We start from the raw sequence: 21402 nt of genomic DNA, 5'->3' as shown, positions 1-21402 counted from the left end.
CCAAAAGAAGATCAGCCGCGATCGGCCAGCAGCCACCCGGCGCGCGGCACGACCGGGTCGAGTCCGAGTTCCCGCAGGGTCTTCCAGACCGTGGCCACCGAGGCGGTCACCACCGGGATGTCGAAGGCGTTCTGGATCTGCTCCACCACCGGCAGCGAGGGCATCTGCACGCACGCGCTGAGCACCAGGGCGTCCACGCCCGAGGTGTCGACCTTCGCGGCGATGTCGACGAGCTGCGCCGGGTCGAGCCGTCCGACCTCCAGGTTGTCCGGGACCTCCAGGCTGATCGAGTCGTGGACCTCCACGCCCTCGGCCTCGATGTAGTTGCAGACGGTCTGGGTGAGCGGCTTCATGTACGGCGCGATCACGGAGATCTTCTTCGCGCCGAGGTGCTCGAGGCCCTCGACCAGCGCGCCCGCGGACGAGACGACGGGAGTGCCCTCCGCGATCTCGGCCAGGCGCCGCTGGCTCTCGCGGTGGTAGCCCGTGGCCCGCGCCATGATGGCGACGAGGCAGGCGTACGCCATGACGTCGACCTCGGCGTCCGCGAGTTCGCGGGCGCAGCGCAGCGACTGGTCGTCCATGTCCCGCAGCTGCTCCGGCGTCACCTGCTGCATCCGCATACGCGAGGAGTGGAAGGTGAACCGCTCGGGGCGTATCTCCTCGCGGGCACGGAGCATCGCGGGGATCTCCGTCTCCATCGTGGTGTTCGAGCTCGGCACGATGAGGCCGACCCGGGTGGCGGTCATGAGCTGTCTCCTTCGGTGCGCGGCAGGCGCAGGTTGGACGTGTGCAGTTCGAGGTCGGCGCATGCGCCGAGGCGGCGCCAGCGCAGCACCGCAGGACGGTCCACCCGGTTGTCGGGGGTGGTGCCGAGCTCGATGCCGAGCCCTCGGGTCGCGACGATCAGCGCGTCGAAGCGGTGGTCCGGGTCGCTGTCCAGGACCAGGCCGAGCGCGGCGTCGATGAGGTGGAACTCCAGGACCTGACGGGCGAGTTCGGTGTCGCGGTCGCGGACGGCCTCCAGGAACCGGCGGTCGACGCTGGTGAAGTGCTCCGGGGCGTGCGGGTGCGACAGATAGAGGCGCTGGTGACGGTAGATCTTCAGGGTCAGCGACTCGGTGAGCTCGGCCAGCGCCTTCGGATAGCGGCGCAGCGCGTTCTGGTGGAAACGGTGGTGCGCCTCCTGGAAGTCGCGGATGCGGTGGCGGGCCACCTCCATCGCCTCCAGGTCCTCGGTCATCCGCGCCAGGTCGTCCTCGGTGAGCTGGTCGATGATGCCCGAGATCGTCGGCGGCTCCACCAGCAGCCGCAGCACATAGTGCTGTTCGACATCGGCCGGGCTGGTGGGCGCCACCTCCATGCCGCGGTTGGCCTCGGCCACCACCAGGCCGTCGGCCTCCAGGCGGTGCAGCGCTTCACGCAGCGGCGTACGGGAGGTCTCCAGCTCGGCGGCGAGCGCGCCCTGCGACATGCGGAACCCGGGCATGTACTGCCCCTCTATGATCCGCTCCCGCAGTGTCCGGTAGATCTCCTCGACCGTCGTCCCCGGACGGGTTACCGCTGCCATCAGACGCCGTCCTCTCCCGCCACGGGTTCCTCGGCTCCGAACGAGATGGCGAACAGCTTGCTGAAGCGCTCGGGTTCCTGGGCGGCGATGATCTCCAGCTGCATGGCGTCGAGCAGGATGCGGTAGTCCCGCTTGGGCACGTAGAGCTCCAGCCGCTCGCCCTGTCGCGTCCACACCTTGCGCACGCGCACGCCGGTGAACTCGTTGCCGATGCCGAAGCTCTCGCCGGCGCGGACGATGCCCTCACCCAGTGGCGGTTCGGTGCTCATGTTCCCTCCCTCGCGTCTGCCTCAATGATCTCAGGAGAGACCCCGTAGACGCCGGACTTCACACCGTTCAGCACCGGCAGGGACTGGCGGCGCGCCGCCACCTCGGACAGGTCCAGGTCGACGACGTGCCAGGCGTCCTCGTGCTCCCCGAGGTCGGCGAGCACCTCGCCCCAGGGCCCGACCGCGAGGGCGTGCCCGTAGGTGGGGAAGGCGTCGTCGGCGTCGTCGTTCTGGCCCCGGACCGTCGCCGATGCCACCACGTACGCGGCGTTCTCGATGGCGCGGGCGCGCAGCAGCACCTCCCAGTGGGCCTCGCCGGTCCGCTGCGTGAACGCCGCCGGGACCAGCAGGACTTCGGCGCCGGACAGGGCGAGCGCCCGGTAGAGCTCGGGGAAGCGCACGTCGTAGCAGATCGTCAGGCCCACGGTGGTGCCGCCGACGCGGAGCAGCGCCGGGCGGTCGCCCGCGGTCTCGACGCCGGACGCCTCGAACGACTGGCCGTCGACGCGGGCGTCGAACAGGTGGATCTTGTCGTACCCGCCGGCGATCTCGCCCTGGGCGTCGATCACCAGGGCGGTGTTGCGGATGTCGTCCGGGCCGCGCCGCTTGAAGCCGCCGAGGACGACCACCACGCCCGCCTCCTCGGCGGCCTCCCGCAGGCTGGTGATCTCGGGTGAGTCCACCGTCAGGGCGGCCTCGCGCATCTCGGTGTTGGTGCCGAGCATCAGGCCGTTCTCGGGCAGCAGCACCAGATCGGCTCCGGCGGCGGCGCACTCGTGCACCATCCGCACGGCGGTGGCCGTGTTGGCGGCCAGGTCCCGGGTGGCGTGCCACTGGGTGAGGCCGACCCGCAGCTTCCGGTCAGTCACGGCCGCCCGCCTCCGCGGGCTCCCGCTCCGGCAGGAGCATGTCCACGACGGTCCAGCCGCCGCCGGACGCCTCCATGGGCTCGTACGCGAGCACCTCGCCGCGTACGCCGGGGCCGGTGAGGCCGAGCATGATCAGCCAGTTGGGGAACTCGTACTGGCCGTGGTCGAGCAGTGCGTACGGCTCGAGGTTCGCCAGGTCGTTGCCCCGTCCGGCCTGCAGCATCTCCAGGATGTAGGTGTCGAACTCGACGTCCACACCGCCGAACTTGCCCGGGTCGAGCCAGTGCGACAGACCGCCCGTGGCCAGCATCGCCACCTTCAGGTCGCGCCCGTCGACCACGCAGCGCAGTACCTCGCCGAAGGCGCGGGCGCCGAACGGCGAGAAGGAGCGGGCCGGCTGCGTGATGATCGGTATCACCGGCAGGTCCGGGCGGGGCAGCAGCTGCCGCAGCGGGACGATCAGGCCGTGGTCGAGGTCGATCTGCTCGGACTCCTCGACCTCCAGGCCCTCGGCGCGGATCGCGTTGGCCATGGCGCGGGCGTACTCGGGCGCACCGGTCAGCGTGAGGTCCAGGTCGGGGCGCTTGAAGAACTCCATCGACCCGACGTGCTCCTTGCCGGTGCCGATGACGAAGGCGCCCGTCCGGAACGACTGGAAGTGGCAGTCGGCCGTCACGATCAGCACGTCGGGGTCGGCGGCGGCGATCCGCTCGGCCAGCTGCTGGTATCCCTCGGTCAGCCGGGCCACCGCGTCCGCGGGGTCCACCTCGGGCCGGGCCAGCAGGTCCGGCACGTGCGAGCAGCCGCCGGCGAACACCAGGTTCTGCGGTACGTCCGGGTCGGGCAGCGGCGTCGACGTCTCGACGTGGAAGCGGCCGGAGCTCGTCGAGTCGCTGAGGTCGTCGGCGAACCAGCGGCTGACCAGGATGGTGATGCCGTCCACGACCCCGGCCGAGCGCAGCCGGTCGCGGTCGCCTCCGGCGATCACGGCGGCCCATTCGGCGTCCAGGCCGAGCTCGGCGGCGCCCACACCGGCCGGGTCGGCGCGGAACCGGTCGAGCAGACCGGTGTCCTTGCCGAGCGCGAGGATCGCGCGCTCGAGTGTCCGGGTGTCCATCTACGCTCCCTCGCCGGTCAGCTTGCCGTCCCGGACGACCGCCGTGCCGTCGATCTCGACGGTGCAGCCACGCATCGGGATGTCGAGGTGCGCGGGGGTCTCGCGGTTCGCGAAGCGGTTCGGGCCGGTGGACCACATGAAGTTGCCCGCCGTGGAACGCAGTTCCTGCCCGTAGAGGGAGCGCGGCTCGTACACCTCGAAGGCCGACCAGCGGGCGATCGGGTGCACGCCCCAGCCCATGTGGGAGACCGCGAACACCTCCGGGTCCTCCCAGGCGTCGAAGTAGTCCTGCAGGACGAACGCGTCGTTGCCCTTGCCCTCGACGCCGGTGATGAAGCCCTTCTCGACGGTGAGGGTGACGGTGTCGCGCACCGCGCGCTGCCACGGGATCAGCACGTCGCCCGGCTGCAGCACGATGGTGCCCTCGGCCGTACGGTCGCGCGGGAAGCAGGCGACGAAGCCGCTCGGCCAGTGGTCCCAGCGGCCCGGCTCGTCGACGTAGCCCCACTGGTGGGTGATCGGGAGGTCCTCGCCGGAGATGTCGGCGGTCAGGTCGGTGCCCGCGGCGCTGGTGACGCGCAGCGTGCTGCCCGCCTTGAGCAGGCGGCCGCCGGCCTCGACGGTCTTGCGGAGGTCCTCGTCGCCCATCAGGCGCTCGAGCACGTCGGCGGGCTCGGCGACGAACAGCATCCGCTTGCCGTTGCCGGTGATGCGGGTGCGCACGTCGGAGTGGATGAGGCCGCCGACGGTCACGTCGATCACCAGGTCGCACTCGGCGGCCGCGGCAAGCAGCGCGGCGACCTCGCGGCCGTCGGCCTCGTACGGCGGCAGCATCGGGTTGGACAGGCTGGAGGCGGTGAGCACCAGGGCACCCGCGCCGATGTCCCGGGCGGCGGCCACGGCGGCCTCGGAGTACTCGGTCTTCTGGCCGAGCTCGGAGATGATGGCGACCGTCTCGTTCGGCGCGAGCTTGCACAGCCGGTACTGGTCGACGAACAGTTCACGCAGGGTCTTCGGCATGACTTGCTACCAATCTTGTCGGTCGGTCAGAGGGTGGAGCGGAGGGCGCCGCCGTCGACGGCGAGCGTCTCGCCCGTGACGAACGCGGCGGCCGGCGAGACCAGATAGGCGGCGGCCCGGGCGATCTCCTCCGGCTCGGCCCAGCGGCCCAGCGGAATGGCGGAGACGACCTTGCCGATCTCCTCTTCGCGGGTCGTCCCGTTGGCCGCCGACTTGGCCGCCACGATGTTCTCCATCCGGTCGGTGCCGGTGGCGCCGGGCATCAACTGGTTGACGCGCACGCCGTGCTCCGCGAGTTCGAGCGACATCTGCTTGGCCAGGGCCGACAGCATCGAGCGCATCGACGCCGACAAGGCGCCGCCGACAGCGGGCTGCTTCACCCAGGTCGAGGTGATGAAGAGGATCGAGCCGCCACCGTTCTCCGCCATCACCCGTGCCGCGCCGGCCGCCAACTGCACGGCGGGACGCACCAGTTGGGCGTAGGCCGCGTCCCAGTCCGCCAGCGTCGGCTCGAGCACCGGCATGATCTTCGGTCCTGGTGTGTTGACGATCAGGACGTCCAGGGAGCCGTGCGCGGCGATCACATCGGGGATCAGCCTCTCGACGGCTGCGGGGTCCAGCAGGTCCGTGGGATACGAGGTCTGGCCTTCCGCCTCGACCGGCGTACGGGCGCTGACGGCCACGACCGCGTCCTCCGCGACGAGCTGTCGCGCGATCGCCTGGCCGATGCCCTTGCTTGCGGCGGTGACCAGCGCCACCTTGCCCTTGAGTCCGAGATCCATGACGCCCCCGCTCAGTCGTGAAGGGTGATGGCGCGCTCGGGGCAGCCTGCGGCGGCGCGGCAGGCGGCGTCCTTGTCGGTCACCGTGCCGTCGCCGATGACGCCGGCGTAGCCCCACTCGTCGAGCTGGAAGACGGTGGGCGCGTCGTCCGCACAGGTGCCGTATCCATTGCACTTGGTCGAGTCGACGGTTGCCTTCATCGGGGCTCTCCTTCGGTGTTGCTGTTGGTGCTGTCGTTCTTGTCGATGTGCTGTGGGAACTCCGCCAGGACGGTGCGCGCCCAGGTCGCCGCGCCGTCGAGGAACGCGCAGGCGCCCCGGCCGGGCAGGGTCTGCCCCCAGCGGGCGAGGTTGTCCCGGTCCCGGTCGGTCGCCGTGCCCGCGTCGAGCGAGGCGAAGGCGTCCCGGATGGACGCCGTGCCCTTGACGCACACCCCGCACTGCTGCGCGGACTCCGCCGCGTACCAGGCGGAGACCTCGGCCGCGACGGCGATCGGATCCTCGTGGGATCCGAGTGCGGTGATCGCCGCGCAGCCGAGTCCCGATCCTGCGGTCCGGACGTCCTCGTACGTGCAGCAGGTCTCCGCGTGCGCCGGTCCGAGCAGGCCGCCGAACCAGCCGCCCATCAGGAACCCGGTGGGAGGCGAGGTGAACCCGCCTGCCAGCTCGAAGAGTTCGGTGACGGTCAGGCCGTAGGGGACCTCGTAGACGCCGGGGCGGGCGCACGCGCCGCTGAGCGTGACGAGGGTGGTGCCGGGCGAGTCCGTGCTTCCGTGGGCGCGGTAGGCCGTCGCACCGTGGCGGGCGATCCAGGCGGCGTGGGCCAGCGTCTCGACGTTCGACACGAGCGTCGGCAGGCCGTCCACCCCCTTCTCGCCGACCCGGGGCGGGCGGGCCGTCGGCAGTGCCGGGCCGCCGCTGATCGACCGGCAGACCGCCGTCTCGTCGCCCGCCACATACGTCGGCTCCACGACGTGCACGTCCAGGCGCACCCCCGCCGCCGGAGTCACCGGTTCGAGCTCGGCGATCGCGGCGCGGACGGACGCCTCCGTCTCGGGGTGCGAGAGGTAGACGACCGCGCGGTCGGCGCCGACGGTGCGGGCGGCGAGCAGCAGCCCGTCAAGGACCAGGTGCGGCCGGTGCGTCAGCAGCCAGCGGTCCTTGTACGAACTCGGCTCGCCCTCCTCGCCGTTGGCCACGACCACGCACGGCCCGTCGGCTTCCGCGACCCCGCGCCACTTGATGTGCGCGGGGAACCCGGCACCGCCGCGGCCGCGCAGTCCGGCGGCCTGAAGTTCGGCGATCACGTCGGGGCAGGTCTGGATTCCGTACGTACCGCGCTCCAGTTCGGCGCCGAGGTCGAGGGGACGGTCGGTGACCAGGCGGGGCTCGATGCCGGGGGCGTGCCCGGCGGTCGCCGCGAGCGCGGGACTCGCGTCGAGTACGGGGCTGGTGGTCGGCGTCATCGGGCCATCACCACGCCCGGCAGCTCGTCCAGTACCTCGTCCAGGCCCACCACATCCGCGTACTTGGCGTCGATGTCGAAGAGGTTCGCCTCGTGCGGCCCTTCGGCCCGGTCACCCACGCACTCGCGGGGCACGCGCACCGTGAAGTTCTCCGCGCACGCGTCGATGACGGTGGCCCGGATGCATCCGGAGGTGGTGGCGCCACAGACGATCAGGGTGTCCACCTCGGCGGCCGCCAGCCGCTGCGCGAGGTCCGTGCCGTGGAACGCCGAGGCCGCCTTCTTGGCGATCACCGGTTCCGTGTCCCGGGGCGCGAGCCGCTCGTCCACCTCGACCCACCGCGAACCCGCGGTGAGCGCACGAAGCGCGGGCATCTTGCGCAGCCAGACGAGTTCGTCCAGGTCGCGGGGCTCGTACGAGATCGTGGTGAAGAAGACCGGCAGCCCGGCCGCGCGGGCCCGGTCCAGCAGCTCGGCCGTACGGTCGACGACCGCGTCCAGGTCGGAGCCGGGCGGACAGGCGGGGTCGGTGAAGCCGTTGATGAGGTCCACGACCACCACGCCCGGCTTCCGGCCGCCTGCCAGCCGCTCGCCCACTCCCCGGCCGCGGTACTGCTCCCGCACCGCCTCCATCCACTCACTCATCGAAGGTCGGCTTCGGCCAGGTGCCGGGCTCGGCACGCATCATGTCGGCGTAGTGGCGGTAGAGGTTGCGCTGCACGCCCTCCTCGTACCGGGTCCAGTAGGCGATGCCCGGTCCCTGCCAGTCCTCCACCGGCTTGGCGATACCGACGCCCTCCATGCCCATCTGGTAGTTGAGCTTGAAGTCCAGCAGGTCGGCGGCGACGGACCGGCCCGTGCGGCTGACGGTGATCCACGGCTCGGTGTCGTCCATCTCGAACGCGCCGCCCATGGAGAACGTGCCGAGCCCGGCCCGGTAGGCCCGGTCCTTCTGCTCGGGCGTCATGTTCTTGTAGACGCAGAACCAGTTCCAGATCTCGACCTGGCCGACTCCGTGCGGCTGCCACATACGGATGGTCACGACGCCGGTCGGCGCGTGGTGGGCGCCGTCCTCGGTCATCGGCAGCGCCAGCATCGAGAAGTTGGGGAAGACGTTGGCGACCATCACGCGGGAACGCCGCGCGATCTCGAGCTGGTGGTCGCTGATGCGGCTCGTGTCGAAGGTCTCGGCGAGCTCGTCGGGGAACCCGAAGAACTTCGGGCCCGGCTCGTCCTCGGTCGGCGCCATCGAGAACGACAGCGAATGCCCGGGGGCCGCCTGGATGTGATAGCCCATCATGTTCTCGCGGAAGGGCACCGGGAAGGCGCCGATCTCCCACACCGACCGGTGCAGCGTGCCGAGGTGGTAGTCGTCCCCGGCGAAGTTCTCGCTGCCCGACTTCCAGTTGGCGTCGATGACGAACCGCTGCGGCGGTCCCACGACCTCCATGCCGTGCTCGTTGAGCCCGAACAGCAGGTCCAGGTACCAGGCCATGCCGCCCAGGTACTCCTCCAGCGGCGGAGCGGACGGGTCGAGCGTCGCGAAGATCAGCCCGTGGTACGACTGCACCCGCGCGGCCTTCGACAGCCCGTTGCCCTCCTTGGACATCCCGCCGAACGCGTTGCGCCACAGCGGCGCGCCCACCAGGTCGCCCTTCGCGTTGTACGTCCAGCCGTGGTACGGACACCGGAAGTGCGAGGTGTTGCCCGAGTCCGCGCGGCACACCTGCACACCGCGGTGCCGGCACGCGTCGAACAGGACGTTGATCCCGCCCTCCTCATCGCGGATCACGATGAAGTTGTCCTCGCCGATCTTGCGCAGGACATAGTCGCCGTTGGCCTCGATCTCCGACTCGTGGGCGAGAAACACCCAGCACCGGCCGAAGATCGTCCGCAGCTCGCGGTCGTAGATCTCCTGGTTGCCGAACAGCCCGGCGGGCACCTCGCCCTGGGCCAGACCCGTGTCGAGTTCGTCGAGAAGCGCGTCAGCTCTCGTGCTCTTCGCCTGCGTCATCGCCGCGGTCCTCTCAGCAGAGTGTTCAGAAGCATCAGAAGAAGATGGAAAGGTTGTGCGTGCCGATCACCGTGAGATCCAGCAGGACCTCGCGGCGCAGGAGGCGCAGCGCGCCGTCCTCCCTGCGCAACACGTCGTGCCGCTCACCCGAGAGCAGCTGCGGCTGGGTCTGCTCCTGCCGCGTGCGGTAGATCATCAGATTGCTGCGTACGCTCACGAGGTCCGCGTCCTCGGCGTCCGCGGTGACCCTGATGCCGGTCACGAAGTGGCGGATACGGGACGGCGGGTCCTCCGCCCAGGCGTACTGGGTCTCGTTCCGCGCCACCCGGCTCTCCAGCGATCCGTACGTCTCGTCGAGGTGGAACGCCCCGGGGACGAAGCCGGTCCCGCGCGCCCGCTCGACGGTCTGCCGGATCGGCACCTGGTAGACCACGTCGCGGCTGACCATCGCCTCCAGCCACTCGCGTTCCTGATAGGCATCCAGCAGCTCGGTCTCGGTGTCCATCCACTCGACGACCTCGTTGTAGAGGGCGCTGCCGACCCTCACCCTGACCCCAGTCCCGACCACGGAGGCCCCTCCCTTCCGAAGATGAACACACTTTTGCATGCACTTTTGCGTACGGCAATAGGCGGGAGTTAATTGGTCGTTACAGGCGCCTGGGACGGCTGTGCAGGCGGGGCGTCCGTGCAAGCAGGGCGTCCGCCCCGCCCACATCACGCGGTGGGCAGCGCGAAGGCCAGAAGTGTGGTGTCGCAGGCGATCCACATGCGACTGCCCGAGGCCACCATGGACCAGGGCAGGAACAGGGTGTCGACCTGGTACGGAAGGTGCCAGACCTGCTTGCCGTCGGCGAGGGCGTACCCGTACAGACCGGGGTTGCTGCCCCCGTCGATACCGAGCAGAACGAGGCCCGCCCGGACCCCGAGCAACTGGCGGAGGCCCTTTCCCGGGTCCGGCGTCTGCCAGAGACGATGTCCGTCGCGCAGGCTGTAGGCCGTGAGCGGGCCGGTCCCGCCGGTGACATCCGTACCGACCGGGGGATCCGGAAGGGTGAAGACCGTTTCACCGATCACGCTCAGCTGCTGTGTACCCGCCCCCGTGCGCTTCCGCCACCGGGTCGCTCCGCTGTCTGCGTCCAGCGCCGCGAAGGAGCCGTTGGCGAGGCTCTGCTCGAAGAGCACTGTGCTGCCGTCGCCGCTGAGGAGCGCCGTGCCCGCGAGCCCCTCGTTCTGGATGGGGACGCTCGGGTCCAGGCCGGTGGCGACCGTCCACAGCGGGGTGCCGTCGGTCAGCCGGAGGGCCGTCAGTTCGGCGGTGTCCTTGCGCAGGGCGATGGCGAGGCGGGTGCTCGGGTTGCTGCCGATGCCGAAGACGTCGGTGGTGTAGCTCCACAGCTTCTTGCCGGAGCGCGGGTCGAGGGCGTAGACGGCGCGGCGGTCATCCGTACCGCCCTCTTTCCGTGTGACGCACAGCAGCACACGGCCGCGCGGGTAGACGGTGGTGAGCGGGGCGTGGCGCTCCCAGCGCTTCTTGCCCGTGCCGTCGAGGGCGTACAGCCCGCCGGTCTGGGCCGAGGTGACGTACGCCCATCCGTCGCTGCCGGCCTGAACAACCAGGTCCGTGGAGTCGGGTTGCGGGTCGCCGGGCGGGGTGAAGTGCCAGCGTCGGGTGCCGGTCACCAGGTCCCGGGCGTGCACGGCACCGTCCAGTTCGATGGCGTACACGGTGCGCCCGTCCGTCACGGAGGGGGCGGAGCCGTACGGCTTGCTCTGCCACCCGGGCACGGCCTTGCCTGTGTCCGGGTCCAGCGCGGCCGCTCCTCCCCCGTTCCTGTCCGTGACCAGGAGCCGCCCGGGCGCCACCCGCCATACCCGGGAGAAGCCCTCCGGGAGCGACTTCTTCCACAGGAGGCTGGGCGGCTTCGGCTTCCCGGAGTCCCCAGAGGTCAGGTACCAGCCCGTGAGGGCCGCCGCCGCGATGCCGCCGCCCGCCGCCGCGAGCACCCGGCGCCGTCCCCATCGGCGGGCCGGTACGTGCAGCAGCGCCGCCTGGACCGTTTCCTCCCGCCTGCGCACTTCCCGCCGCACGGACTCCGGCAGCCAGCCGGTGCCGGGCAGTCCCGGCGCGCCGAACAGCGCCGCCAGTTCCGGCACCTCCGGTCGCTGCCACGGCTCCTTCTCCAGGCATGCCGCGAGAGCCGCGCGCAGAGTCTCCGGGATGCCCTCCAGATCCGGTTCCTCATGGACGGTGCGGTACAGCAGGATGTGCAGGCCGCCCGCTCCGAACGCGCCGCGTCCCGTGGCGGCGAACACCAGGGTGGCGCCGAGCGAGAAGACGTCCCCGGCCGCCGTGACGGTCCGTCCGGAGATCTGCTCGGGCGGCATGTAACCGGCGGTGCCGACGAGTTGGTTCGTGCCGGTCAGCCCGGCCCCGTCCACCGCCCGCGCGATGCCGAAGTCGATGACCCTGGGGCCGTCCTCGGTCAGCAGAATGTTGGAGGGCTTCAGGTCGCGGTGCACCAGTCCCGCCGCATGGATGGCGGCCAGCGCCTCGGCCAGCCCGGCGGCCAGCCCGCGCACCGTCTCTTCCGGCATCGGTCCGTGTGCGGTGACGGCGTCGGTGAGGGAGGGAGCGGGCAGGTAGGCGGTGGCCAGCCACGGCTGCGCGGCATCGGGATCGGCGTCCAGCACGGAGGCGGTGAAGGCCCCGCTGACCTTGAGAGCGGCCTCCGTCTCGGCGCGGAACCGCTCCCGGAAACGCGGGTCCTGGGCGTAGCTCTCCCGTACGACCTTGACCGCCACCGGACGCCCGGCCCGGGTGGCGGCCAGGTAGACCCGGCCCATGCCTCCGGAGCCCAACAGCCGGATCACCCGGTACGGGCCGATGGTCGCCGGGAGCGGCATCGATGACGGCGGCGGAACCTGAGACGACGAAGACGACAGAGACGGTGAGGGCGACGAAGACGGCGGGATGGTCATTCCGCGTCCGCCCGGTACGCCCGCACCCGGCCGCCGCCGCTGACGAACACCGTGCTGTCCTGCACCGCTACCCCCCAGGAGTCGATCCCCCCGGTGAGGCCGCTGCCGATGCCGGACGGCGAAGGGGAGGCGGACGGGGCGGCCGCGGCGGAGGAGCTGGGCTTCTCCTGAAGCGCCCAGAGCTGTTTGCCGTCCGAGGTGCGCAACACCAGGCAGCCGGCCTTCCCCCCGGTCACGGACGTGCTGCTCGCGCTGACCTGGAAGGGGCTGAACAGGACCGCGGTGACCTGCTCGGAGGCGGCGATGGTGCGGATGGAGAAGGAGTAGGTGGACAGCATCTGGGGGCTCGCGATCTTCCACCGGACCTTGCCGGTGTGCAGGTCGACGGCGTAGACGCGGCCGCCGTCGTTGGCCAGCACCAGATCGCCGGCCACTGCCGGGGGCGTCGCCGCGGTCATGGACACCGACCAGCGGCGGGTCCCGCTCGCCGCGTCGTAGGCGGTCATTCCGCCCTTGACGTTCACGGTGATCAGCAGATCGCCGGCTGCCGTCAGCGAAGAGGTGAGCTCCCCGCCGGCGGACTGCATATAAGCCGGGAGATTGCTGTCGGGATGGGCGGGGACCTTCTGCGACCACCTGGACGTGCCGCGCGCCGCGTCCAGTGCGTGCAACGTCAGGCCGGCGTCGGTGTCCTCGGTGTAGTAGAAACCGTGGCGGTCGGCGGCAAAGCGGATGCCGAGCGAGGTGGCCACGACGGGCTTCTGCCAGCGGATGGAACCGTCGTCCAGGTCGATGGCGGCGGCGGTCTCGCTGACGCTGTAGCCCGGGGTGGCGCTGGGCGTCGGGCTGGTGAACGAGAACCCTCCCTCGATCTTCCTGACCTGGCAGTAGGCGGTTTTGCCGTAACTGGCCAGCAGCATCGACACGTCGGCGTCCTCGGACATGCGGATCTTGGACCGCACCCGGGCGGTAGCCGGGTGCACGGTCTCCAGCAAGTGCACGGTCTCCAGCGAGTACTTCCCCTCGGAGGAGGAGAGGCCGGTGCTCATGTCCGAGGCGAGCAGCCCGGTACTGGTGCGGCCCAGGACAAACGCCTGGGCGAGCGGATCCTTCTCCCTCACCACCTGTCCGTCGGCCCCGAGGCCGTGTCTCCAGCGGACATCACCGGACGAGGCGTCGAACGCGGCCGCCGCGTACTGACCGTCGTGGAGCACCAGTGTCGAGCCGAAGGGGTAAAGCTGCGGGCTGGCGACGGAGATGGGTACGGGGGTCGTCCACAGCGGCTTGGGCGGGTCGGTGAGCTTCACGGTACGAACGGTGCTCCCCAGCGGCTTCCCGCTGCCCTGACTCTTCCCGTCCGTGCCGCCGCTGTCGCCGTCGTCCGCCAGGACCGCCGTGACCACTCCGCCCGCGGCCAGCGCACCGAGGACGGACAGCCCGCCGATCAGCACTGCTCGGCGGCTGGGACGAGGCCCCTTCCCGCCGTCACCGGGCAACGTCCCGGGAGGAGGCGGGACCACGGCCATCAGCTCGGCCTCACGGGCCCGAGCCGCCAGGTCCTCCCGCAGAGCGGGGACCAGCAGCGCCTCCGGGTCGGCGGGCGCCAGTTCGGCCAGAATCTGCTCCAGCGTGGGCCGCCGTGACGGGGTCTTGTCCAGGCAGCGCAGCAGCAGCGGATGCAGCGCGGCCGGAACCCCGTGCAGGTCGGGCTCAGCCGTCACGACGCGGTGCAGCACTCCCTCGTCGCCCAGACCGAACGGGCCCTCTCCACAGGCCGCGTACACCAGCATCCCCGCCAGCGCGAAGATGTCGCACTCCGGGCCGACGTCGTGGAACGACGCGACCTGCTCCGGCGCCATGAAGGCAGGGGAGCCGATCACAGTGCCGGTGCCGGTCAGACGGGTCTCGCCGAGGGCCTTGGTGATGCCGAAGTCGATCACACGGGGACCGTCGGCGGCGAGCAGCACATTGCCGGGCTTGAGGTCGCGATGCACCAGACCGGCGGCGTGGATGGCCCCCAGAGCCTCGGCCAGCCCGGTCCCGAGGGCACGCAGAGCGGACTCCTGGAAACTGCCGCAGGTGCGCACCGCCTGATCGAGTGTGGGTGCCGGGATGTACGCGGTGGCCACCCAGGGCCGGTACCCGTCGGTGTCGGCGTCCACCACGGGCACCGTGTACACACCGCTGACCCTGCGGGCGGCGGCCACCTCCCGGCGGAACCGGCTGCGGAAGGCGGGGTCGTCCGCGTACTCCTCCCGCACCTGCTTGACCGCCACCAGCCTCCCCGAGGGGGTCCGGCACAGGGACACCACGCCCATCCCGCCCTCGCCGAGCTGACGCATCACCACATACGGGCCGATGGTGGCGGGTAACACGACGGTCGCCGCTTCCGAACCCAGCCCCTCCCCCGAGCCTGGTGCAGGTGCCTGTGCTCCCATGCCTCCCCCAAGTACCGGAATACTCTGCAGCAACTTCAGCGAGGGGAGGGACGTCCCACCCCAGCGTACGGTTCCCCGTTACGGGGACGATGCAACAGTGCGCAGCAGCCGAGATCGACGGACGCCTTCATCCCCCGGCAGTAACCCTCGCCTCAGACCACCTGAGCCGCCGGCAGCCGCACGGCCCGCGCCCGCCGTCGCCGCCACCTCCGCCGAACGAAAAACCCCAGCTCAGAAACTGTCTGAGCGGGGGTTCCGGTGGAGCCGCCTTCGGGATGCGAACCCGAGACCTACGCATTACGAGTCCTGGTGGGGGTGTGGTGGGTGATTCCGGGCGGTGCCTCGGTGTCCGGAACCACCTGGTCAGGGCAGGGGCTGGGTGATGCGCGGTCTGCTCCATTACGGCTGGTGCCACACCGTCCGCTCACGCATCGCTCACGCACGACGGGCCGTGGGCATCCAGGTACTGGATGCCCACCCGGCATGGCGGCAGGACGCTCTGCTCCCTGCGCCACCGGCGCCCGGCGGCACGAGGAGTAGCGTAATAATGCCGGGCGGGTCCCGTGTTCGCACCGGCTCCCTAAGACGGGTGGTCCTCATGACCAGCTCCCATACACCCCCTGTTTCCGGGCACCTGCCCAGTGGCGTCCATGAGGCCGTGCGGCCGGGGTGTGCGCTGCTCCGGCTGGAGACGACGGAGTCACGCGAAGGTGTCCTCGACGGTGCGTGGTGGCCGCGGTCGCGCGACATCGGAGCCGAGCTGCCCGCACTGCTGAGCGCCCTCATCGAACATATAGGCCCCGTGAGGCGCGTCGGGCTGGACACAGCGGCCTGGGAAGGGCTCCCGACGCGGATCGTCGTGGACGACCAAGTGGTGCACATCGACGCCTTCCCGGTGGGTGACGACACTGTCCTGATCACCCGGGGCGACCAAGAGCTCTTCTCGCTACTGGTGGTTCCGCCGAACGCGACACCCGAGGCCGCCCGCACCGCGATGGCCCAGGCAGTCCGGGCAGACAACATCAGCCAGGCGGAACAGATCCTCATCGATACCGGGAGCGGGCGGGGTCCCTCCGACTGACGGACCTCCCTCGGCGAGACCGGCGGAACGGTGTCGGACGACAGTGGGGAGGTCAGCCGCGCCACTCCACCATGAGCAGCGTCGCGTCATCCGTGGTGTGTCCGCCCCGCGCCCGCTGGAGCGTGTGGGACAGGGAGCGCGTCACCGCACGGATCCCGCGGCCGGTTCTCTCCAGCTGATTCACACAGTCGATCAGCTGGTCCTCCCCGAACTCCTGCCCACCGGTCTTGTGCTCCTCGATCAGTCCGTCGGTGAAACAGAGGACGCGGTCCCCGCGCTCCAGCCCCAGCTCGCTGATCCGTGGCTCCGAACCACCCAGGCCGACCGGGAGGGTCGTCGGAGCGACCAGGCGCTGCGTGACGCGGTGGTTGCGGACGAGGATCGGCGACGGGTGCCCGGCATTGACCCACTGCAGCCGTCCCGTCGTCGTGTCCAGCTGCAACATCTGCGCGGTGACGAAGTGCTCGGGACCGAACTGCTCCGCCACGGCGCGGTCCATGCAGTCGTAGATCTCCGACAGCCCGATGCCGAGGCGGCGGGCGTGGCGGTAGGCGCCGATGGCCACGGTGGCCATCGTGGCCGCGTCCAGGCCGTGCCCCATCGCGTCGATCATGGCCACGTGGAGGATGTCCCCGTTGAGGGCGTAGTCGAAGCTGTCACCCGCCACGTCATAGGCGGGTTCCAGGATTCCCGCCACGGCGACACGAGGCATGATCATCGCCAGCGGTGGCAGCAGAGACCACTGGATCTCCGCGGCGACGCTCATCGGCTCACCACGTCGGACGCCGAAGAAAAGGTCGGAATAGCCGTGCTTGGTCACCAGCAGGTCGGCCACCAGGCCGGAGATCCTGAGCAACAGGCGGCGGTCGTGGTCGTCGACGTTGTCCAGCGTCACTGCCATGACTCCCACCTGGTCGCCGCCGTCCAGCAGCGGCAGATGGACCCGAACGCCGTCCTTCTCGGGCAGCTCGACGGGGACCGCGTCGAGAAAGCAGCGGCCCGCCTCGGAGTCGTCGATCACGTGCGGATCCCCGTCCGTGAGGCCCTCGCCGGGCAGGGGTACGAGCAGCATCTGGCCGTAGTCCTGCAGCAGCACCTGCGGACGACGGCCTCCCAACCGCTCCATCACGTCGGCGACCAGCGGCCCGATGAGATGGGGCGGAAGCTCGTGCGCGCGATCCAGAACCGCTCCCAGCAACGCTTCCCCGAAGCTCTCGGAGCGGTCCGCACGGCGTCCGGGCGTCATCCGCTCACCCGCCATGATCCGCGCGTACTCGACCAAGAGATTGCTCGTGCCATCGCTCCACCGAGCCCATCGACAACCGGACCGGCCAGCCGGTCATATGAACCCGACAGGCGTCGGGCCCTCACCTGAGTCCGTGTCCTCCTTCCGCCTCCCATGTGGCTTCTCCAGCGAGGTCTTCCTCGGCGAGTGCCAGCATGCGCGGAGCCGGCAGCGGGTTCTCCGGGTCGGCGGCAGCCATCAGCAGCTCGGTGGCCGCTCCAGCCGGCTCGTCAGGTGGGATCACCAGCAGCTCCCAGCGCCCCACCGTGCCGCAGTCCAGAGTGATGGCATGCGCCTCGGCGGCGAGACCCGACCGGACCACCTCGATCACGTGGCCGGGCGACATCACCGTCTGCGGGGCATCGCGCCACGAGGCGGTGTCTACGGTTACGCGGGTGACGGTGCCGACAGCCGGGTCCAAGGAGCCGACCAGCGCGGGCAACTCCAGTTCCAGCGCGTCGCACCGCGGCCACCACGCTCCGTCCAGCGGGCCGTGGCTGACGTCCGGCGTAAGGCTCAGCCGGGGCAAGGGCATCCAGTAGCTCTGTGCGTCATCCGGTGACGTACCTTCGGCGGGCTTCGTGATGGCGTCCATCATGCGATCCCGTTCCGGGCGGCTTGCGGCTGCCCGCGTCTGTCACTCGCCGGGAACGGCGCCGCCGTGGTCGTGCGCCCGAAAAGCTCTCGGTAAGGTCAGCGTACTCCCGGCCGTGACGGGCGGCGCGAGATGCCGAGCCAGGCGGCCGCACCGGCCTGGACGGCGCAGCCGTTTGTCGCCTGCGCAACGGATGCCCGCAGCAGACGCTCGATCAACGGCCTGCTGGGGACGGCCCTCCCAGACGCAGGATCAGCACACAGGGAGCGACCGGACCGGGCAGCCCCACGATCTCTCCCATGTTCTGCCAGCCCCAGGACTCGAAGGCGGCTTGTCCGGCCTGGTCGGCCGGATGGAGCAGGGCGACTCCCAGGGCGGCGTGCCGGTCGGTGAGCAGACGCTGTTGCAGGCGGTGGGCGATGTCGCGGTCCTGAGCGTGCGGATGTGCCACGACCTGAGTGAGGACCTGGAACCGTGCACAGGCGGTGAGCCGTTGGATGCTCTCCTGCAACATTCGGTCGAAGCCCCGCCTGCCGGAGCCGCCTGGGCCCACCGGAAAGCCGTAGGCACAGCCGACCAGCACCGTCGTCTCGGCGACCAGCAGAGCGAAGCCGGGACGCCGGGCACTGACGGCCAGGCGGCGCAGGAACGCTCCCCGGTTGTCGAACGACTCCCCGGGGGTGTCCGCGACGGACACCATGGCCAGATCCGCGATGTCCTCCCTCATCCCCTCGGTCTGCCAACGGGTCAGCCGGCGCAGGCGGATCCCGTCCTTGAGGACCGGCCCACGAGCGGGGTCCTCAAGCGTCCGCCTCCCGTCGGCCGACGGACCCGAGGAGGCCGTCTCCAGGAGGTCGCGGGGCAGGGCGGGCGGCACGGGATCCGTGGGGCCCGCGAGGAGCAGGGGGGTGGATCCGGTGACGGCGAGGAGCCGGGTGATCTGTGCGCACGGGTGATGCAGTTGCAGGGAGGCGTGCACTCGGCCGGCGCGCCGTGACGCCGACAGGAGGACGTCCAGGCCCCTGACATCGCAGGAGCCGACCGTGGTCAGGTCGATGTCGATGACGGTGACACCGTCGCGCAGACACTGCTCCAGCGCGGCCCGCAGTAGCGGCGCCGTGGCCGGTCCGATCTCACCGGCGAGCGTGACGAGTGCCCCCTCCCCTCGGTTCCGCCGGTGGATGTCCAGCCGGGAAAGGACCATCACGCCTCCCCTCGGCAGGGACGCAGGCCGGAACGGGTACGCGGTACGGGCACAGCCGTGACGAGCTTGCGTGGAATTGCTTCGACCGCGGTGGACATGATGCCGACCCGTCTCCGCGCCGACCGCTGGGGCGGCCCAGGGTTCGTCTCTCGCCGAGGACGACCCGGCGTGGCGGCCGGAATACGCGATGCCCTCGGTACCTCAACCGTACGTCGCGGGCAGCCGGAAGCGGCTGCGAGGGGGCCAGCAGTAGGCCAAGGAGTACTTGTGGGAACAGTCGAGGACACTTCGCACACCGGTGACAGGACTGGTCTCGTCCTCGGCGCGCGGCACGGCAAGGGCCGCGCGAGACACGAGCCGTTCTCACGGCCCGGGGCAGGTGATCACGGCAGGGACGGCCACCGGGGGATGCGGGGCTCAGCCCGAGCTGGGGCGGCGGGCTCGACGTCCACCGGGTGGACGGTGGGGCAATAGCGCCGCCACGCGTCGAGGAACTTGTTGCGCATGTAGCCCTTGCGCTGGGTGCCGTCGACGAGGCGGACCTTGCCGGGCTTGATGTCGTACTGGCGCAGCATCTTCGCCAGTACGCGGGCGTCCAGCCCGTTGCGCCCCCACTCCGCCCACGGGCTCTCGGCGTCCTGGCGCAAGTGGTACAGGAGCTCGTCCGGAGGAAGCCGCGCACAGGGCGGAGAAGGCCCGGAAGAAGGCCAAGCGCGCCAAGAAGGCCCAGGCCGAGGGCAGGAAGAAGACCCGGCGGAAGAAGCCCAAGGAGTAGGGCCGAAGCCCCCTCCGCTCACGCATCGTTCACGCAAGCCATCCCACGGCACCCCCGGCCGTGTGATACGCCATGCCGCGAACAATAGAAAACCCCAGGTCAACGACTATCTGACCTGGGGTTTACCTGAGCCGCCTTCGGGATTCGAACCCGAGACCTACGCATTACGAGTGCGTTGCTCTGGCCATCTGAGCTAAGGCGGCGTGTCGCGATCACTATGGTGCGATCAGCGGCGTCGCCAAGTCTACACAGTTTCCGAGAGTGCTCTGCACACCCCCTGAGACCACCGCCCCTCCGGCACCCGTGACCGCGGGTGACCGGGCTATGAGCAGCGCTTTCCGTTCACCGGAGCGACCCCGTCGAGCAGATAGCGGTCGATCGCGGAGTCGATGCACGTGCTGCCGCGGCCGTACGCCGTGTGGCCGTCGCCCTCGTACGTCAGGAGCCTGCCGGAGGAGAGCTGACCGGCCAGGGCCTCGGCCCAGTGGTAGGGGGTGGCCGGGTCGCGGGTGGTGCCGACGACGACGATGGGGGCCGCGCCGTTCGCCTCGATGCGGTGCGCCCTGCCCGTGGGCCGCACCGGCCAGTACGCGCAGCTCAGGGACGACCAGGCGAGTGCCTTACCGAAGACGGGGGACGCCTTCTCGAAGGCCGGGAGCGACTGCTCCACCTGCTCCGGAGAGGTGAAGGGCGCGGGGAGGTCGAGGCAGTTCACGGCGGCGTTGGCGAACATCAGGTTCGTGTACGTGCCCTTCGGGCCCCGCTCGTAGTAGCTGTCCGCGAGTGCCAGCAGCTCCGCGCCGTCCTTCTTCCTCATCGCCGCGGTGAGGGCGTCCCGCAGCTGGGGCCACGCCCCCTCGTCGTACATCGCCGCGATCACACCGAAGGTCGCCAGCGACTCGGTGAGCTTGCGTCCGTCGCTGGAGCCGCCGGCGATGGGGGCGGCGTCCAGCCGCTGGAAGAAGGCCTTGAGATTGCTGCCCACGGCCTCGGGCGTGCTGCCCTGGCTGCCGAGAGGGCAGTCCGTTCGTTTCACGCAGTCCTCGGCGAAGGCGCGGAACGCCGTCTCGAATCCGGCGGTCTGCTCCTCGTTCAGCCGGCGGGCGGACAGCGACGGGTCCATCGCGCCGTCCAGGACCAGGCGGCCGACCCGCTCGGGATACAGCCCCGCGTACGTGGCGCCCAGGAACGTCCCGTACGAGGCGCCGACAAAGTTCAGCTTCTTGTCACCCAGCGCAGCGCGCAGAATGTCCATGTCGCGAGCCGCCTCGACCGTGGAGACATGCGGCAGGACCGCACCGGACCGGCTCTCGCAGCCGTCCGCGAACTTCTTGAACGCGGCGGCCAGCTCGTCGGTCTCGCGCTTGTCGTCCGGGGTGATGTCGGTCTTCGTGTACGCGTCCATCTGGGGGCCGTCGAGGCACTCGACGGGCTCGCTGCGCGCCACGCCGCGCGGGTCGACGCCCACCATGTCGTACCGCGCGCGGACCTCGGCCGGGTAGCCGAGGGCCGCGTACGCCTGGAGGTAGCCGACGGCCGAGCCGCCCGGTCCGCCCGGGTTGACCAGCAGCGAGCCGAGGTGTTTGCCGGGGCCCGTGGCCTTCTTGCGGGCGACGGCCAGCTTGATGTCGCCGGAGTCCGGCTTCTCGTAGTCGAGCGGGACCTTCAGCGTGGAGCACTCGAATCCTGGGACACCGCAGTCACGCCAGCTCAGCTTCTGGCCGTAGTACTCCGAGAGACTCGCCGGTGTGGCCCTGGGCAGCGCTGCGAGCGCGGCATCGGTCGTCGAGTCGCCCGCCGAGCAGCCGGTGGAGAGCAGCCCGGCGGCGACGAGAAGGGCGCCGGCCGCCCGGAGCCCGCTTGCCTTGATGTGACGCGTGGTGTTCATCCAGCGAGCCTAACTGTCCGCAATGGCGCGACTGCGGTCCGTGGCGCTATGG

The 21402-nt window shown here is 70.6% G+C and carries 19 protein-coding genes, 1 tRNA gene and 1 pseudogene; 1 reads left to right on the top strand and 20 read right to left on the bottom strand.

Annotation, left to right across the window (positions count from 1 at the left end; translation table 11 throughout):
• Window positions 1-11: 11 nt before the first annotated feature.
• From ACWD4J_RS15705 to ACWD4J_RS15640, 14 genes are all read right to left on the bottom strand, one after another.
• The gene (locus ACWD4J_RS15705) at window positions 12-749 is read right to left on the bottom strand and encodes a maleate cis-trans isomerase family protein (RefSeq protein WP_451395912.1); all 738 of its coding nucleotides are present in this window, start codon (window positions 747-749) and stop codon (window positions 12-14) included.
• Complete coding sequence (locus tag ACWD4J_RS15700) at window positions 746-1570, bottom strand: GntR family transcriptional regulator (protein ID WP_451395911.1); 825 nt, start codon at window positions 1568-1570, stop codon at window positions 746-748. The genes ACWD4J_RS15705 and ACWD4J_RS15700 overlap by 4 nt, the downstream gene beginning before the upstream one ends.
• Window positions 1570-1839 carry a hypothetical protein gene (locus tag ACWD4J_RS15695; protein ID WP_451395910.1) on the bottom strand — a complete coding sequence of 90 codons (270 nt, stop codon included), beginning with the start codon at window positions 1837-1839 and terminating at the stop codon, window positions 1570-1572. The genes ACWD4J_RS15700 and ACWD4J_RS15695 overlap by 1 nt, the downstream gene beginning before the upstream one ends.
• Entirely contained in the window at window positions 1836-2708 is an 873-nt protein-coding gene (locus ACWD4J_RS15690; RefSeq protein ID WP_451395909.1) for a nitrilase-related carbon-nitrogen hydrolase, read from the bottom strand. The genes ACWD4J_RS15695 and ACWD4J_RS15690 overlap by 4 nt, the downstream gene beginning before the upstream one ends.
• Window positions 2701-3825 (bottom strand): DODA-type extradiol aromatic ring-opening family dioxygenase, encoded by a 1125-nt coding sequence (locus tag ACWD4J_RS15685; RefSeq protein ID WP_451395908.1) that lies wholly within the window; start codon window positions 3823-3825, stop codon window positions 2701-2703. Before ACWD4J_RS15685 ends, ACWD4J_RS15690 begins: the two co-directional genes overlap by 8 nt.
• Window positions 3826-4845: a hypothetical protein gene (locus tag ACWD4J_RS15680; RefSeq protein WP_451395907.1), complete on the bottom strand. Its 1020-nt coding sequence runs from the start codon at window positions 4843-4845 to the stop codon at window positions 3826-3828.
• 26 nt (window positions 4846-4871) lie between these two features.
• On the bottom strand, window positions 4872-5627 hold the full coding sequence (locus ACWD4J_RS15675; protein ID WP_451395906.1) for an SDR family oxidoreductase: 756 nt from the start codon (window positions 5625-5627) through the stop codon (window positions 4872-4874).
• An 11-nt stretch (window positions 5628-5638) separates the two neighbouring features.
• Window positions 5639-5827 (bottom strand): ferredoxin, encoded by a 189-nt coding sequence (locus tag ACWD4J_RS15670; RefSeq protein ID WP_351291995.1) that lies wholly within the window; start codon window positions 5825-5827, stop codon window positions 5639-5641.
• The gene (locus ACWD4J_RS15665) at window positions 5824-7092 is read right to left on the bottom strand and encodes an NADH-ubiquinone oxidoreductase-F iron-sulfur binding region domain-containing protein (RefSeq protein ID WP_451395905.1); all 1269 of its coding nucleotides are present in this window, start codon (window positions 7090-7092) and stop codon (window positions 5824-5826) included. The genes ACWD4J_RS15670 and ACWD4J_RS15665 overlap by 4 nt, the downstream gene beginning before the upstream one ends.
• A complete protein-coding gene (locus ACWD4J_RS15660; protein WP_451395904.1) occupies window positions 7089-7736 on the bottom strand; it encodes an isochorismatase family protein in 648 nt (215 codons plus the stop codon). The genes ACWD4J_RS15665 and ACWD4J_RS15660 overlap by 4 nt, the downstream gene beginning before the upstream one ends.
• Window positions 7729-9105, bottom strand: a complete 1377-nt coding sequence (locus ACWD4J_RS15655) for an aromatic ring-hydroxylating oxygenase subunit alpha (RefSeq protein WP_451395903.1) — start codon at window positions 9103-9105, stop codon at window positions 7729-7731. Before ACWD4J_RS15655 ends, ACWD4J_RS15660 begins: the two co-directional genes overlap by 8 nt.
• A 34-nt stretch (window positions 9106-9139) precedes the next feature.
• Complete coding sequence (locus ACWD4J_RS15650; protein WP_451395902.1) at window positions 9140-9673, bottom strand: 3-phenylpropionate/cinnamic acid dioxygenase subunit beta; 534 nt, start codon at window positions 9671-9673, stop codon at window positions 9140-9142.
• Window positions 9674-9819: 146 nt separating this feature from the next.
• Complete coding sequence (locus ACWD4J_RS15645) at window positions 9820-12009, bottom strand: protein kinase domain-containing protein (RefSeq protein ID WP_451395901.1); 2190 nt, start codon at window positions 12007-12009, stop codon at window positions 9820-9822.
• Window positions 12010-12080: 71 nt separating this feature from the next.
• A complete protein-coding gene (locus ACWD4J_RS15640; RefSeq protein ID WP_451395900.1) occupies window positions 12081-14459 on the bottom strand; it encodes a protein kinase domain-containing protein in 2379 nt (792 codons plus the stop codon).
• Between the two features lie 661 nt (window positions 14460-15120).
• Between ACWD4J_RS15640 and ACWD4J_RS15635 the strand changes: the two genes are divergently transcribed.
• Window positions 15121-15603 carry a DUF5994 family protein gene (locus ACWD4J_RS15635; RefSeq protein WP_451395899.1) on the top strand — a complete coding sequence of 161 codons (483 nt, stop codon included), beginning with the start codon at window positions 15121-15123 and terminating at the stop codon, window positions 15601-15603.
• Between the two features lie 52 nt (window positions 15604-15655).
• Here ACWD4J_RS15635 and ACWD4J_RS15630 read toward each other — a convergent pair whose 3' ends face one another.
• The 6 genes and pseudogenes from ACWD4J_RS15630 to ACWD4J_RS15605 form a co-directional block, all read right to left on the bottom strand.
• Window positions 15656-16849: a PP2C family protein-serine/threonine phosphatase gene (locus tag ACWD4J_RS15630; protein WP_451395987.1), complete on the bottom strand. Its 1194-nt coding sequence runs from the start codon at window positions 16847-16849 to the stop codon at window positions 15656-15658.
• Between the two features lie 121 nt (window positions 16850-16970).
• Window positions 16971-17486, bottom strand: a complete 516-nt coding sequence (locus tag ACWD4J_RS15625; RefSeq protein WP_451395898.1) for a DUF5994 family protein — start codon at window positions 17484-17486, stop codon at window positions 16971-16973.
• Between the two features lie 211 nt (window positions 17487-17697).
• On the bottom strand, window positions 17698-18687 hold the full coding sequence (locus ACWD4J_RS15620) for an STAS domain-containing protein (RefSeq protein ID WP_451395897.1): 990 nt from the start codon (window positions 18685-18687) through the stop codon (window positions 17698-17700).
• Between the two features lie 383 nt (window positions 18688-19070).
• Window positions 19071-19361: pseudogene (locus tag ACWD4J_RS15615) on the bottom strand (DUF3631 domain-containing protein); the annotation flags it as partial.
• A 230-nt stretch (window positions 19362-19591) separates the two neighbouring features.
• Window positions 19592-19665 (bottom strand) — tRNA-Thr (locus ACWD4J_RS15610).
• 119 nt (window positions 19666-19784) lie between these two features.
• On the bottom strand, window positions 19785-21350 hold the full coding sequence (locus tag ACWD4J_RS15605) for an alpha/beta hydrolase (protein WP_451395896.1): 1566 nt from the start codon (window positions 21348-21350) through the stop codon (window positions 19785-19787).
• Window positions 21351-21402: the final 52 nt, after the last annotated feature.

The organism is Streptomyces sp. NPDC002577 (assembly GCF_053594815.1).
Note: the sequence above shows the minus strand (reverse complement) of the source record. Positions and strands in the feature narration are given on the sequence as shown.

Bases quoted from the DNA above. Each gene is read 5' to 3' on its own strand.
- ACWD4J_RS15705 (WP_451395912.1), bottom strand. From the start codon at position 749: ATGACCGCCACCCGGGTCGGCCTCATCGTGCCGAGCTCGAACACCACG.
- ACWD4J_RS15700 (WP_451395911.1), bottom strand. From the start codon at position 1,570: ATGGCAGCGGTAACCCGTCCGGGGACGACGGTCGAGGAGATCTACCGG.
- ACWD4J_RS15695 (WP_451395910.1), bottom strand. From the start codon at position 1,839: ATGAGCACCGAACCGCCACTGGGTGAGGGCATCGTCCGCGCCGGCGAG.
- ACWD4J_RS15685 (WP_451395908.1), bottom strand. From the start codon at position 3,825: ATGGACACCCGGACACTCGAGCGCGCGATCCTCGCGCTCGGCAAGGAC.
- ACWD4J_RS15680 (WP_451395907.1), bottom strand. From the start codon at position 4,845: ATGCCGAAGACCCTGCGTGAACTGTTCGTCGACCAGTACCGGCTGTGC.
- ACWD4J_RS15675 (WP_451395906.1), bottom strand. From the start codon at position 5,627: ATGGATCTCGGACTCAAGGGCAAGGTGGCGCTGGTCACCGCCGCAAGC.
- ACWD4J_RS15670 (WP_351291995.1), bottom strand. From the start codon at position 5,827: ATGAAGGCAACCGTCGACTCGACCAAGTGCAATGGATACGGCACCTGT.
- ACWD4J_RS15665 (WP_451395905.1), bottom strand. From the start codon at position 7,092: ATGACGCCGACCACCAGCCCCGTACTCGACGCGAGTCCCGCGCTCGCG.
- ACWD4J_RS15660 (WP_451395904.1), bottom strand. From the start codon at position 7,736: ATGAGTGAGTGGATGGAGGCGGTGCGGGAGCAGTACCGCGGCCGGGGA.
- ACWD4J_RS15655 (WP_451395903.1), bottom strand. From the start codon at position 9,105: ATGACGCAGGCGAAGAGCACGAGAGCTGACGCGCTTCTCGACGAACTC.
- ACWD4J_RS15645 (WP_451395901.1), bottom strand. From the start codon at position 12,009: ATGCCGCTCCCGGCGACCATCGGCCCGTACCGGGTGATCCGGCTGTTG.
- ACWD4J_RS15635 (WP_451395899.1), top strand. From the start codon at position 15,121: ATGACCAGCTCCCATACACCCCCTGTTTCCGGGCACCTGCCCAGTGGC.
- ACWD4J_RS15630 (WP_451395987.1), bottom strand. From the start codon at position 16,849: ATGACGCCCGGACGCCGTGCGGACCGCTCCGAGAGCTTCGGGGAAGCG.
- ACWD4J_RS15625 (WP_451395898.1), bottom strand. From the start codon at position 17,486: ATGATGGACGCCATCACGAAGCCCGCCGAAGGTACGTCACCGGATGAC.
- ACWD4J_RS15620 (WP_451395897.1), bottom strand. From the start codon at position 18,687: ATGGTCCTTTCCCGGCTGGACATCCACCGGCGGAACCGAGGGGAGGGG.
- ACWD4J_RS15605 (WP_451395896.1), bottom strand. From the start codon at position 21,350: ATGAACACCACGCGTCACATCAAGGCAAGCGGGCTCCGGGCGGCCGGC.